Origin of the sequence: Leptospira wolbachii serovar Codice str. CDC (assembly GCF_000332515.2) — a bacterium.
GTDB classification, from domain to species: domain Bacteria; phylum Spirochaetota; class Leptospiria; order Leptospirales; family Leptospiraceae; genus Leptospira_A; species Leptospira_A wolbachii.
The window spans coordinates 1,239,087-1,253,218 of the sequence record NZ_AOGZ02000014.1 but is presented as its reverse complement, the minus strand read 5'-3'; the positions used below and the strand labels follow the sequence as shown (position 1 = coordinate 1,253,218).

The window sequence follows — 14,132 nt, the reverse complement described above, 5'->3', positions numbered from 1 at the left end:
TACTTTATGCTGCCCACTTGATTCCTTTCTGTGAATAATCAAAGATAAGCTGATATAATAAATTTGTTTTATTTGCAAAGAGAGCTCGGTCATAGGTTGCAGGTAGGTCTTGGTCTAAAATCTTTTCCACTTCCGATTTGACTTGGGCTTGGGTTTGTGAATCTCTATACCAATCTTGGACAAGAACTTTGGGTTGTTCTTCTATTAATCTATGAAGTAAATGTTTCGCTGCGTTTTTGACTTTAATTTCTTCGTCTTTCGTCATTTTTTCTTTTTTCAAAAGATCAAAAATTTCTAATTCGTAAGCAGTGAGTCCTTCCTTGACATGACGCTCGGACTCACTCGTTAAATCTTCTGCAAATTGTATGAGTTCTTCGTAATAGTTTTCGGTAGTTGCGCCACCAGAGTTGTACTTTTCGATGATACTTTGCATTTTTTCCATGAAACTGATTCGAGTTGAATTTTCAGCGAGCATATCTTCCAATTTTTTTTGGATGAATTGTCTTAAGTCGGCAATCTCAATATTTTTATGTTTTGAATCCTTAAACTCTTCTTTTAATTTATCATAATTGATTTTACTTAAATCCCAAATTTTTCCCTTTTTCTTTAAAGAGTAAGATTCACTTTGTTTTTGGAAAAACTGTTCTTCGTCTTTCGTGATTATACTTTGGTCAAGTAAACGCCCTATTTTTGCTTTGATGTCATCTAGTTTTGTATTTTCCAATATGCCATCGATCACACCGCGTAAATAGGCAAAGACAGCAATAAGCTTTCGGTCTTTTGTGTTTGTCAAAATTTCTGGTCTTGCGGCTTCATAAAGTGAAGAAATTGTATTTTCGTACACTTTGAACTCTTTCCAATACTCATCCTTGGCTAAGATTTGATTGGCATACGAATCAAAAAGCTGGATTTTATAAAATACTTCTTTACTTTCCAAAACCTTTTCCAATTCGATTTGGATGGATTTGCAAAATTGAAGTCCATCGGCTATTGCCGTATCTAAAAGATCAAAAAGTTTTTCTTTCTCATTTACTTGGGACTCTTCATTGGTTGCAATTTCATTTGGTTCTTCTGTCGAACTTCCTTTCCCAAAGTCTTTGAGAGCCTGCTTCATATTTCGAAATACATTGAAATAATCTACAATTTCACCATTGATTTTTGATTTGCCGTTGATTCGATACGAAGTGACCCGATTGGCACGGGCGATTGTTTGCATAAGAGTGTGGTCTTTCATCGGCTTGTCCAAATACAGAGTGGAAACTGTTGGTGCATCAAATCCCGTCAGCCACATGGAACAAACAAAGACTAATTTTAAATTATCCTCATCCTTTTTAAATCGATCTTCAATGGACCGGCCATGGGAATCAGGGGTATTTAATTTGTCTCTATGGGTTTTGATATCTAAGTTATGTTTTTTAAATTTTTCTTCCTCTCCGGCTTCTTCACTCACAACAACTGCCATCTCAACAGATCGCATAAACTCTAACTGTTTTTGTTTTTCTTCTTTTTTATAGGTATTGGTTTCTTTACTGATTTCACCTACGAGTTGTTTGATTTTTTCATCCCAATTTTTTTTTACAAAATCATACATTCGGACACAGGTGAATTTATCGATAGAAACAACCATTCCCTTGCCGAGATAACCGCGTGTAGGAAAATGTTCGACGATGTCTTTGGCGATAGTTTCCAAACGGTCACTTCGTTTGATGACTTGGAGTTCGGCGGCAAATTCTTTTTCGAGTTTTTCTTGGTATTTTTCTTCGATATCTTCGTTTTCAATCAAATCATAAAATTCGGTATCCAGATTGGAGTTTTGATTTAATACTTCAGGGACTCTTTTTTGGTAGAATAATGGAACTGTGGCACCATCATCAATGGATTGAGAAAAGTTGTACTGGCTAACATAATCACCAAACCAATTGTAGGTGATGCCTTTGTATCTTTCGTCTCCTTTACCGAGAATCGGCGTGCCAGTAAAGGCAAAGTATTGAGCTCCGGGAAGTCCCTTTCGCATATTGGCGGCTAAGTCAGCATACTGTGTGCGGTGGGCTTCATCCACAATGACGATGATATCTTTTTTATCAGAAAGAACTGGGTATTCTTTCCCTTTATCGAAACGAAATTTTTGGATGAGGGTAAATACTATCCGTAAGTTTTGACCAAGAAACCCTCGCATTTCTTGTGAGTTTTTAGGTCTTGCCACATCGGATTTTTGGACAGCTTCGGTATCTAAAAAGTTATGATAGATTTGACTGTCCAAATCTTCTCTATCCGTGATGATAACAAAGGTAAAATGATTTCCAAATTTTCGAAACACCTTTTGGCTTAGGAATATCATGGAATAACTTTTTCCCGAACCTTGTGTATGCCAAAAAACACCTAACCTACCTTTTTTACCGTCTCTGGATTTGAAAGATTCGATAGCACGATTGACTCCAATGAACTGGTGATTTTGTGCGATAATTTTGATCGCATTTTTGTAGTATAAAATGAAATTTTCAATATAGTCTAACAGACGCTTTTTGGGAAGTAGGCCGTGGATCACCCTTTCCAAACTGGTTCCATCTTTCGAAATTTGTTCTTTGCTGATTTTTTCTTCTTCGTCATCAGGCCTTAGCCAATTGAAAAAGTATTCATAACTTGCTAAATGGCTTCCTACTTTTGTTTCAATTCCGTTAGAAAGAATACAAAAGGAATTGTAATAAAATAATTGGGGAATGTCGAATTTATAGTTTGTTAGGTTGTCAGCGTATGCATTTTGGGTGCTTACGTTGGCGTTTTTGAGTTCTATGAATACAAGGGGAAGCCCGTTTACATAGATGAGAATATCGGGGCGTCTTGTTTGTCTTTCCCCTTGGATCCAAAGCTGAGATACAGCCGTAAATTCATTCGGCTCCGGTTCACTAAAATCAATGAGTAATAAATGACTTAATACTTCTTTCCCATCCAAAACATAAGATATGGGCAAACCATTACGGATCATACTGTACATTTCTTTATTGGTAACGAGAGGATTCACTCCATATCGTTTAGCACCAAGGGAACTAATGGCTGTTAATATGGCAGTTTCGGGAATGGTTGGGTTTAATTCGACTAGTTTCTTATGGAGGATGGATGTGAATATAACTTCCTTTTTGGAACTCCGACTAGATCGGTCGTTTTTATCTTCTGGATTTGCCGTCATACAATTGAGATGACTGTATCCATAGGTTTCTGTTAAAAGTTTTAACGTTGCTTTTTCGAGTGAGTCTTCGGTGATCGGATTGGACATCAAACGTTCCTACTTTGCTCTACAGATCTTTGGAAATTTCGCTGATGCGCAAATGGGCGAAATCACAGAAGAGCCTGAATGCGCCATTCGGACACTATTTATGCACACTAAGGATGGAAATCCCATTCCCAACCTGTGTTTTTGCAAATGGGCGAAATCACATTTCATTTAGGTTCCGAGCTCCTTAGAACTCGACCAGAAGGGGACATAAGCAGAATCTCTTCTTGATTCTGACATGGGGTCTGGGGTTACAAGTCCTGCTTCGATTGTGTTTGCAATGATACGAGACACGATAGAGTTCTTAGATTCCTCTAGTCCGAACCGAACTCGTAATGATTTGTTTGTCATCTTTTCTCGTTTGACCATCTGTAAGCAAGCGTGCAGGTAACAGGCGCGGACTTTATCGTCTTTGGTCATGGCATCAAAGTCTTTGTGTGCAAAGAGTACGGTACGTGTGGACTCTTCGGGAACTTCGAAGAGTGGTGCAGGGAGTCCATGGAACTCGGTTTCAAACACCACTTTATCGATCCCACTGCCACGTTCTTCACAAATTCCAAGTCGCCGCATCAGTGAGGCAAGTATCTCATTACGCGACTTAGGTGGCGAGTCTAAAAATCGATCCACGGAAACCAAAGGCGTCCCTGGATTTGTGATCTCCATCCGATCCGAAAAAATTTCAATCATAGGACCTGCCCCTTTGACAGAAAAATCTTGGTGGATGAGGGCATTGGCCACTAACTCACGGATGGCGACTTCTGGATACATCGGAGTTTCTGTGCGAAGGGCTTCACCTATCACTTCGTTTGCGGGGAGCATTGCTTTGATAAAGTCCATTAACCCCGAAAACCCAGTGGCATACCCTTTGGTTCCGTCTTGTTCCTTTTGGGTTTGGATGCGGTCGTTCCCTTTGTATTGGACAAGGCGCAGTGCCTTTCGTTTGAATGAAGGGAACTCGCTTATTTTTTTAGCAAACAAAATGGCTCCTAAATTGGTTATATTATAACCACCGGCGGGACAATCTAGGATGAGGGACTCCGTTTTTAAAGCATTTAGGATAGCATGGTTCCCGTCAGGAAGTGGAAGTTGCATCAAATCAAAGTATGAGGTGAAGTCCAAAAGCTTTAAGACCTCATCTCCCGAAATTTTTTCTGCGGCAATTTGGGTTTCGAAAGGAGTTTTGTCCAGTGTCCGCCAGATTTCTTTTTCCATCAGGGGAAATTCTTTTAACTTCTTTTTGTAAGTTCCCACTCGGATATAGGCTTCATTTAAGAAACGGACGGGGTGGCCATATGCCGGGTCTATTTCTAGTAAAACGACTGGTTTCTCATCAACAACTAACTCATAAAAACGAAAGTAAAGCCTAGGAGAGAGCCTTTGCAAAAGCCAATTCTCAAGTTCTTCTCCTCCCACTTTTTTGGCAGTAGGTCGAAAGTTTGTTCCCACCATTTGATGGGTGCCGTCTTCCACTCCCCAAACCAAATAGGCTTTGGGTTTTCCGAGTCGCAGAGCTGAATTGGCAAGGGCCGAGATGTACTCCCCAATTTCCGACTCCCTGTCGTCATTTGTTTTGAACTCCAACCATTCTGTCTCCCGTGGCAAAGCGGTGAGCTCTCCCACAAGTCCATGTAAATAGAGAGGAGACAGTTCAACCATGGTTGATCTCCTCTTTCATACTCGGTGGGAATTGGATGTCCAAATTAGAAAGGTCAATTTTCCCCGACACCAAACGAGAGAGTAGGCGGTCACGGGAGGTTTTGAGAAGGGAGTTTGCATTAAGTAGATTTTCTAGCTGAATGAAAAAAGGATTAATTATATTGCTAAACATTTTTAACGTCGAATCGTCCGGTATAAAATATCCGAAAACTTTGAAGCTGTCAGTAATTATGTTATCGAACACTCCCGAGTTTGATCGACCTTTGATAACATCAACTGAATTCTTTAATGCAAGAAAATGAAAATAAAGATTATCATTTTCCTTTGGAACGAGAGCATAACAGGATTGATTCATCGCCATCGGTTTACATGGTAATGAAATATTACCCACAGTACCTCGCGCTGTTATAAAGATAGTAAATTTTGAATAAAGCTTGCTATTACAATTTTCTAAACCAAGAGGAGTAATCCCTTTTTCTGTAACCATGCAAAAGTAACCCTGGTGTGAATCTTTCGGAGTAAAGAATGGAATATTTCCATTCCAATATTCCTGCCTGTCCGTATTTGGTGTTCCGCCACCGAGAATATTAAATATATCTATTGCCCTCTTCACCTCCCAACCTTCCGGCACACCCTTGACGATCTTTGTTGTTTCGTGTCCTGGAAATCGCAATCGTACAAACCATTCTTTGTACAATTCTTCCGCCATCGTTTCTAAGATTTGGATGCGGCGTTCGTTGGTTTCGATTAAGTCGTCATAGGCGGAAAGAACGGCGGCGATTTTTTTTTGGATGGAGAGGGGAGGGAGGTGGATTTCCATTTGCCTTTGATCCGTTAAATTGGCATAATCCGCCATGTCGGTAGAACTTTTAATTTGGTTTGCTTGAATCAGAAACTCTGGACCCTGAAGCCAATAAAAAAGAAATCTGGAATTTAATCTAGATTGATCGTTCGATCTCCAGTAACATAATTGCGGAGAATAAACGAAGGTCTGTGTATTTTTTCGAACGTAAGCAACCCTTCCAAATGTGCCTTTGGTAGTTAGAACGCAATCGTTAACTTTTGAGATTTTCTCTCTTGCTTTAAGAACACTTTTAGGATTAAGTAAGTCGGTCGTGATAAATTGGAATCCATCGTTTATATTTCCTGCTCGCGCAAAAGGTAGTCCTTCATTCGCAAATTCCGTATTCTTTGCTCTATAACCATCACCTATTTCAAGAATCTTTTCTGAAATTAATTCGCTATTTTTAAAAAATTCCCAATCCTTCATACTTCCCCGGCCACCAAACGGATATTTTTGGCAATGATGGATTCCAAACCATGGGCTTCCTTATTTAAGGTTTCCAATGTTTCTTGGAGGCTCATCATCTCCGAGATAAATTCTTCTTCGGTTTTTCCATCCTCCTCGATGACGACCCCCACATAACGGCCAGGGTTCAGGGAGTATTCCTGTTCTTCCACTTCGGTTAGATTTGCCAATTTGCAAAGGCCTGTTACATCTTCGTATTTGGCTTCGGGGAATCGTTCCTCTAGCCATACCACATGTCCAAAATAATATTCGCTGGCCTTGGCTTCTTTGTGGAGAATTTCGAGTTCGGTTTTTAAGTTTTTTAAATCCTTAGATTTGTTATTTTCTTTTTCCAAATGGCGGACAGCCTTGTCCACGGACTTCATCACTTCGTGTAACTCAGTAAAGACGGGTGTGATGGATTCGATGAGTTTTCTTTGTGCTTTGTTTGCCTTGTCTACCGAGGCCAAATCCACAGATTTTTGGTAGGATTCTAAAAGAGAGAGGGCTTTTTCCATATTTTTGATAAGTCCCAATTCCTCAAAACTTTCCTTGGATTGATTCGCTTTCAATTGCCCTTTGAGTTGTTGGAAGGCATCTGCTAATTTTTGTTTGTGTTCTTTTAGGCCTAGGTGACCTTTTTCTAGGTACTCGTGCACCAGATGGACAAAGGAGGCTCTGTCTCCCCTTTGCAATCGACAAATGGTGGCAATGTTTTGCACTTGTTCTTCGGAAAATTCACGATGAGCCCGGTCAATTTGTGTAAAGATATTTCGTGCATCGATAAAAAGGATGTCTTTGGATGTTTTGGCTTTGTCAAAAAACCAAAGTGTGGCAGGTAATGTCACCGTATAGAATAAGTTAGATGGTAGAGTCACCATCGCATAAATCAAATTGTTTTGGATCAGGTTTTTGCGGATCTCAGCTTCGCTATGTCTTGCATCTGAGGCCGAGTTTGCCATGACAAGGCCAGCGCGGCCCTTTGGTTTTAGGGAACTGGCAAAGAGGTTGATCCATAAATAATTGGCATTGGGAACGGTGACAGTTCCTTTGTCTTTGGATTTGATAGCCGATTTGTTTTTTGGTACACCGTACGCATTGAAACGAGGGTCTTTTTCCACTTGCAAAAGGTTCACATCATCCACGTTAAATGGCGGGTTGGCAAATACATAATCGAACTTTTCAAAACTTTGATGCGGGTCTTCGTAATAACTATTCGCCTGTTCAATTGTCCCTTTCAGACCATTGACAACCAAATTCATCTTTGCAAGTTTTACTGTTTCTCTTGTTTTTTCACAGCCCATCACATAAAAATCAGACTGATTTCCAGCAGCTTTATGGGACTCTGCAAAATGAGCCGATTGGACAAACATACCGCCAGATCCACATGCCGGATCAAAGACTCTTCCTTCCTTTGGTTCAATGATTTCTACCATCAAACGAACAACAGACCTAGGAGTAAAAAATTCTCCTCCGCCTTGTCCTTCTGCAAGGGCAAAGTTTCCGAGAAAGTATTCATAAATTTGACCGAAGATATCGCCTGTTGCGTCTTTTGGAATGTCCTTGAAATTTTTTAATAATCGTATCAGGATTGAGTTATCATAAGTTAGATTCCCCGAACTATCTTTTTTTCGATTGAGACGTGAGTATTCTTCCTTTGGCAATACTCCTTCGAGTTCTGGTTTGTGTGCTTCAATGGCCGCCATCGCATTTTTGATTGCTAACGCCAAATCTTCTGATTCTTCCAGTCCTAATAGATAATCATAACGAGCTTCGCCAGGTAGGTAAAAACCACATTTGGCAATTGCTATTTCTGCTTTTGATTTGGATATTCTTGATTTTTTAAGAGATTCAAATTCCGCTTCGATCTCTTTTTCCACAGAACTATATTTATTATCAGCAAATTTTAGAAAAATAAGACCTAAAACAGGAGTTGAGTATTCAGAAGCCTTCATATCCGAATTGGCTCGAAGCGTGTCTGCCGACTTCCAAAGTTTGTCCTCTAGTTTTTTGAGTTCTTCTTTATTCATGAATTCTCCCTAAATTCTAAATCGTGTGAAAATACCAAGTATTGACTTAGAGAGAATGGGACATTAGATGTCTTTGCAAGTAGATTTTAGATGGGCTGATTAGTGGTTTACAAGTAAACAGATGTTAGTTTGGGCAGGGAAGGATTCGCCCACCCTTCGCTCCGCCATCCTGGCTTCGCTCGCTCGGGCCCGTCACCGCTCGCTTTTCCGCATCGTGCGGAAACTGCTCCTATTGTCGCAGTCGCTCGGGTTCTATTCGAATCCTTCGATCAGTTGTTAGTTGGGAAATTTGTTCCGTTGAAAAGGAACTTAGTTTGGGCAGGGAAGGATTCGAACCTTCGAAGGTAAAACCAGCAGATTTACAGTCTGCCCTCGTTGGCCACTTGAGTACCTACCCGAAGAAGTTGCATGAAGCCGCCTGAGGGATTTGAACCTCCGACCGGCTGTTTACAAAACAGCTGCTCTACCACTGAGCTAAGGCGGCATGCATTTCCAATTTTTGGGAAATGCAGTTAAGGTCAAATAAAAATTCTTTGAGCGCAGGTGGATTCTTTCAGAATGACAGGAGATGGCACTGTTTTTAGTCAATTCTCTCATGACGATCTCCATAATTGGATTCTATTTGGGTTATTTCTTTCGAAAGACTGACCAAAAACGGCACAAGGTTTTCAATTCACTTGGGATTTTGGCAAATCTCTCCGCAGCTGTCTATTTGCTCGGCATGAAATATTTGTTAGGTGGTATTGCGGAACACCAAATTTATCCCACGGCGCCTGAAATCATCATTCACACCCACCGTTTTTTTGCAGCCATAGCCCTAATTCTTATGTTGTGTATGGGTTATTTGGGATGGAAAAGAAAACGAAACTTACACGTAAAATTGCATTACATCTTTTTGCCATTGTACACGATTGTTTATATCTCCGGTCTGTTTTTATTTCAATCAAAACCGCTTTAAGGAATGTTCATGGAAAAAATTGAAGTCGCAAAAAAATTTGCAAAAGATATTCGAATCCAAGTGATCAAAATGGTTACGGCTGCCAACTCTGGTCACCCAGGTGGTCCTCTTGGACTTGCTGATATCTATGCTGCACTCTATACTTCTATTTTAAATCATGATCCTAAAAATCCTGAGTGGGCAGAAAGAGACAGGCTCATTCTTTCCAACGGCCACGTTTGTGCGGTTCGGTATGCATCCATGGGACTTTCCGGTTATTTCCCTGTAGAAGATTTACTTACATTTCGTAATATCAATTCGTATCTCCAAGGCCACCCTTCCACTCGTTATATGAAGGGACTCGAATCTAGTTCCGGATCTCTTGGACAAGGTTTATCAGTATCTGTTGGTTTGGCGCTCGGTGCGAAACTAAAAAAAGAGACATATAAAATTTATACATGCATATCTGACGGTGAATGTGGCGAAGGAATGACTTGGGAAGCGGCACAATCAGCAGTCCACTTCAAAACAGATAACCTCATTGCCTTTATGGATCGTAACTACATCCAAATCGACGGAAACACAGAAGAAGTAATGAAGTTAGAACCTTTGGATAAAAAGTTCGAAATGTTCGGTTGGAACGTAATCAATGCTGACGGACATAATATGGATGATATTTTTGCTGCTTTTGCTAAAGCGAAACAACATACAGGCGGACCAACTCTCATTGTGTTTAGAACTATTTTAGGAAAAGGTGTTTCTTATATGGAAAACAATCCTAAGTGGCACGGAACTCCTCCGAACAAAGAACAAGAAGCGCAAGCACTTGCGGAATTAGCATAATCTTTTAGATTCGATTGACATTTTTGTTTTTATACAGATAGTTTTTGCATGGGACAAACTTCCTTTCCAGACTTTTATCCGGACGATATCACTCGTTTATTGTATGATTGGGAAGTTGCCCCTCCTGAAAAAAAACGTTTTTTATTAAAACTCATCGCTTCTCGAATTCCATGGCAGATCCAATTGGAATCTGCTTTGGATGAAGTAAAAGATCCTTACCTTCGCGTCCAAGCTCGCAATTTAAAATCAGAAATCACTCGTCATAGACTACGTCATTCCTTCTTCAAACTCACGTTACGTGGGAATACAAATCATTATAAAGATTTAGAAGAGATGGCGGTACAGTTGTCTAGCATTGGTTTTCCTGATCAAAACTATGCAGAGATCAAACATGAGTTGGACCGAATTGCACTTCGTGTATCTGAGTTGTATGATGACCATTCCGGTTATCTAACTGATGAGCTTAAAGTCCAAATTCTTTGCCAGGTTTTATTTCAGGAAGAAGGTTTTGTTGGGAATATTCAGAACTATAATGATCCCGGTAATTCTTATTTATTTCAGGTAATCAAAAGCAGGTTAGGAATTCCTATTTCTTTGTCCGTAGTTTATTTGTTAGTTGGTCAAAGATTGGGCCTTCCACTCTACGGAACCAATCTCCCACTTCATTTTCTTTTACAATATGAATCGGAAGGTTACTTTACCTATATTGATCCATTTCATGGTGGTGTTTTGTTAGATAAGTTCACTTGTGAAAAGTTTTTGGAAGCGAATGGCTACACCAATTCACCAAAATATTTTACAAAAGCTTCTACACTTTCCATGATCAAACGTATGTGCAGAAATCTCATCCATATCTACAGGGACAACCAAACCAAAGAAATGGAGAATACAATTAAGGACCACCTGCAGATTCTAGAAAGCCGATCCACTCATGTGGAATAACGAATGAAATCAAATCTTCGAATCCAATCCATCTTAGCTAAGTTTGATAAAAATTTGGATGGAATCATTAAAGAAGATATTCCCGTTCTTAAAAAAATCAAAAAACATGTAATCACTTCTGGTGGAAAACGGATTCGACCCTTTTCTCATTATCTATTTTGTCAGTTCCTTAATGTAAAAGATAAAAATTGGCTAGATGTAGGAAGTGTTGCCGAACTTATCCACGCTGCTAGTTTACTGCATGATGATGTGGTGGATAATGCGCCCATCCGTCGTGGCAAACCAACCATTGGATCTTTGTTTGGAGACAAGACGGCCATCCTTGCCGGCGATTATCTGTTAGCTTGTGGGATCAGTCGGCTCAACTCCCTTGGAAATCCGGAACTTATGGAAATTTTTTCACAAGTATTAAAGGATCTTTCTGTAAGTGAACTCTTGCAGATGGAATGGGAAAAAAACCCTAAGATATCCTTAAAAATATACGATTCTATTATTTATGGAAAAACAGCTTCTCTTTTTGGAGTTTGTACGGAATCGGCAGCGATCCTTGCCGGTAAATCCAAAAAAGAAAAATCTCTCGTTCGTGATTTCGGTGTTAGGTTGGGTAAACTCTTCCAAAAGAAAGATGATTGTTTAGACTATTTTGTAGATTCAAATACAAGTGGTAAGGAATTTTTAAAAGATTTCAAAAATGGGTTATTTACTTATCCTGTTCTTGTCCTTCGCAACCATCTAGGGCTTATGGAAAAAAGAAAATTGGAATCTGTGTTCAAAAAAGAAGAAAGAAATTCCTCTGATGAATCCTATATTCTTGGTTTGATGGAATCTAAAAAAATTTCTGCAATGTTGCACAAAGAACTCAGTTTAGAAAAAAACTATCTGCTGGGTTTTTTAAATCAATTTCCAAATAGCTCCGAACGGCAGTTATTTGTAGAACAACTCGATCGGCTTACTTAATCAATCTTCCGAGAATGGTTCATTGGGATCTATAAACTCAATGATCGGAAGTTGGATGGAAAAACAAGTTCTACCCGGTTCTGATTCTATGAATATATTTCCTTTGTGTTTTTCGATAATTGATTTTGTAATTCCCAGCCCCATTCCCGTTCCTTCGCCGTGGTTTTTGGTGGTAAAGAAGGGATCAAAGATTTTATTCTGAATTTCTGATGAGATACCTGGACCATTGTCTATCACCTTGATTTCCACCAAACCACCTTTTTTTTCTGTAGTGATCATAAGGTTTCCTTTTTGGTTCATTGCTTCCAATCCATTCAAAATCAAATTTGTCCAAACGCGAATTAAATCTTCTGGCCAACCCAGGATCGTCGCATCTGTTAAAAATGTTTTCTTAAGGGAAACTTTTCCTCGCATTTTATATTGATAAATGGTAAGCACTGTTTCAATATTTTCTAGAAGAGTAAATATCCTTCTTTCTTCTACTTTTGTCACACGAGAAAAGTTTTTTAGAGCTAAGATGATTTTCGAAGATCTATCTACTGCGATCTGAATGATGGACAAGTGGAGTTTGAAGTTTTTTTCTTCAAAAATTAGATTAGAAAGTTTTTCTTGTCCGGATTTCAGTAAGGCTATTTCTTCATCGTATAACTTGGTAATCCCAACATCCAAAAACCTTTCCAACATACTTTCCTCGAGTTCTAAGCCATTGTCTTTGCAGACTTTTTTAAGACTTGCCTTTTTGTCTTTTCGTTCCGTGTAACTTGCTACGAGACCAAAATCAGATTGGTAGGTGAGAATTTGTTTGATGGTTTTTATTTCAGTTGGATCCAACGATGAATATATATTTTCTTTGGAGCCTAAATTCTTAATTTCATTGTCTTTGGATTCAATTAAGGTTTCTATTGAGGCTTTGATGGCGCTTAGCGGGTTGTTGATTTCATGTGCTACACCTGCTACAAGTTTTCCCAGTTCAGACATCTTCTCTGAAAATACTAATTGGTTTTCTGTATGACTGATTTGTAATAATGCCTTTTCTAATTTTTCTTTTTGGGTTTGGATCTCTTTGGTTCGTTCCAAAACCATTGTTTCCAATTCTGCATTTTCTTTGGTTACAGTTTGTTCTTTTTTGATACGGTTCTGAATTTGAAATTTAGAAATCGCAATCGTAAAGATTGTCATCTGTACGGCGGCACCAATTTCATTTGCAGAACTTAAGAATGGAAAAGAAGGTAAATATCCAAGATTGGCAAAAATTAGTAATGTTGTGCTGATCTGCCTAACCAAAAATGCATAAAACAAAACGTTCGCATTTTCTTTTTTGTTAATCATGCAGTAAATTGCAAAACCGAAATTTGCAGTTGATAACATTAGGCTATTCGCATATATGAATCGAAAGTATAATTGCAAGTCTATCAAAACTATGAAAATGGAAACAAACAAAGAATAGGCGTAGAAAATGATGTAATTGTCTGCATTGGGATATTTTTGTTTTGTTTGAATGAACTCACGCAAAAAAAGAACGAGCCCAAAAGGACTTAAAGAGACAAGACCAGGAACATATCGATAAAACCAAACGCAGTTACTAAAACCATATTCATAAAAGAGGCCCGATCTAAGAACATTTGTGAATAGAATTGTTATTGTTGCGAAGGTCAACAATAGATAAATTCTTTCTCTTAGGATGATGTATTGAGTCGCAGAAAGAAGGCAAACTAAGATACAAAGTCCAAAGTAGAAACCTTGCCAAAGAGAAATGGATTTCGTATATTGTAATAAGCTGAATTCGTCGCGGATTCGAAAATTGATTCTGTGAGTGTCTTCGGATCGAATTCGAAATAGGTAAGTTCCTTTTTCTTTCGCAGGAAATACAAATCCACCTGTAAAAGATACTTCAGGTAGTTTTTTTCTAACCAATCCAGTTTTGATTTCAGAGATTTTTTTTCCATCTTGAAATAACTCGTAATCCAATTCAGAAATCATTCCATTTTCAAAATGAAAGTATCTCGAAGGGCTTTCGTCTAAATCAATTTGGTAATAGTGGCTATCTTTTGTGAATCCGAAATAGAAGAGGGAACTGTGGTCCTTGGAACTAAGCTCTGATAGTTTGGTATTTGGGTTTGTTCCTAAATGCCAAAGACCTACACCACCTTCCGCCCAAAGCGAAAGGGGAAGAAAAAAAAGGCAAAAGAAGAATCGATACAATCTTAAAGA

General features: G+C 38.9%; 9 protein-coding genes and 2 tRNA genes. 4 read left to right on the top strand and 7 right to left on the bottom strand.

The window, feature by feature from the left end:
• Nucleotides 1-4: 4 nt before the first annotated feature.
• From LEP1GSC195_RS11265 to LEP1GSC195_RS11235, 6 genes are all read right to left on the bottom strand, one after another.
• The gene (locus LEP1GSC195_RS11265; protein WP_015680962.1) at nucleotides 5-3,271 is read right to left on the bottom strand and encodes a type I restriction endonuclease subunit R; all 3,267 of its coding nucleotides are present in this window, start codon (nucleotides 3,269-3,271) and stop codon (nucleotides 5-7) included.
• 168 nt (nucleotides 3,272-3,439) lie between these two features.
• Nucleotides 3,440-4,924: an ATP-binding protein gene (locus LEP1GSC195_RS11255; RefSeq protein WP_015681585.1), complete on the bottom strand. Its 1,485-nt coding sequence runs from the start codon at nucleotides 4,922-4,924 to the stop codon at nucleotides 3,440-3,442.
• Entirely contained in the window at nucleotides 4,917-6,194 is a 1,278-nt protein-coding gene (locus LEP1GSC195_RS19375; RefSeq protein WP_015682643.1) for a restriction endonuclease subunit S, read from the bottom strand. Before LEP1GSC195_RS19375 ends, LEP1GSC195_RS11255 begins: the two co-directional genes overlap by 8 nt.
• On the bottom strand, nucleotides 6,191-8,242 hold the full coding sequence (locus LEP1GSC195_RS11245; protein ID WP_015681035.1) for a type I restriction-modification system subunit M: 2,052 nt from the start codon (nucleotides 8,240-8,242) through the stop codon (nucleotides 6,191-6,193). Before LEP1GSC195_RS11245 ends, LEP1GSC195_RS19375 begins: the two co-directional genes overlap by 4 nt.
• Before the next feature lie 315 nt (nucleotides 8,243-8,557).
• A tRNA-Tyr gene (locus LEP1GSC195_RS11240) sits at nucleotides 8,558-8,639 on the bottom strand.
• Nucleotides 8,640-8,654: 15 nt separating this feature from the next.
• Nucleotides 8,655-8,726, bottom strand: a tRNA-Thr gene (locus LEP1GSC195_RS11235).
• An 84-nt stretch (nucleotides 8,727-8,810) separates the two neighbouring features.
• Here LEP1GSC195_RS11235 and LEP1GSC195_RS11230 point away from each other — a divergent pair.
• Genes LEP1GSC195_RS11230 through LEP1GSC195_RS11215 form a run of 4 tightly spaced genes read left to right on the top strand, consistent with a single transcriptional unit; the run spans nucleotide 8,811 to nucleotide 11,921 of the window.
• Nucleotides 8,811-9,200 carry a hypothetical protein gene (locus LEP1GSC195_RS11230; protein ID WP_015681577.1) on the top strand — a complete coding sequence of 130 codons (390 nt, stop codon included), beginning with the start codon at nucleotides 8,811-8,813 and terminating at the stop codon, nucleotides 9,198-9,200.
• 9 nt (nucleotides 9,201-9,209) lie between these two features.
• A complete protein-coding gene (locus tag LEP1GSC195_RS11225; protein ID WP_015682001.1) occupies nucleotides 9,210-10,022 on the top strand; it encodes a transketolase in 813 nt (270 codons plus the stop codon).
• A gap of 48 nt (nucleotides 10,023-10,070) precedes the next feature.
• A complete protein-coding gene (locus LEP1GSC195_RS11220) occupies nucleotides 10,071-10,964 on the top strand; it encodes a transglutaminase-like domain-containing protein (protein WP_015682642.1) in 894 nt (297 codons plus the stop codon).
• Between the two features lie 3 nt (nucleotides 10,965-10,967).
• A complete protein-coding gene (locus LEP1GSC195_RS11215) occupies nucleotides 10,968-11,921 on the top strand; it encodes a polyprenyl synthetase family protein (RefSeq protein WP_015681313.1) in 954 nt (317 codons plus the stop codon).
• Here LEP1GSC195_RS11215 and LEP1GSC195_RS11210 read toward each other — a convergent pair whose 3' ends face one another.
• Nucleotides 11,922-14,123 carry an ATP-binding protein gene (locus LEP1GSC195_RS11210; protein ID WP_015681558.1) on the bottom strand — a complete coding sequence of 734 codons (2,202 nt, stop codon included), beginning with the start codon at nucleotides 14,121-14,123 and terminating at the stop codon, nucleotides 11,922-11,924.
• Nucleotides 14,124-14,132: the final 9 nt, after the last annotated feature.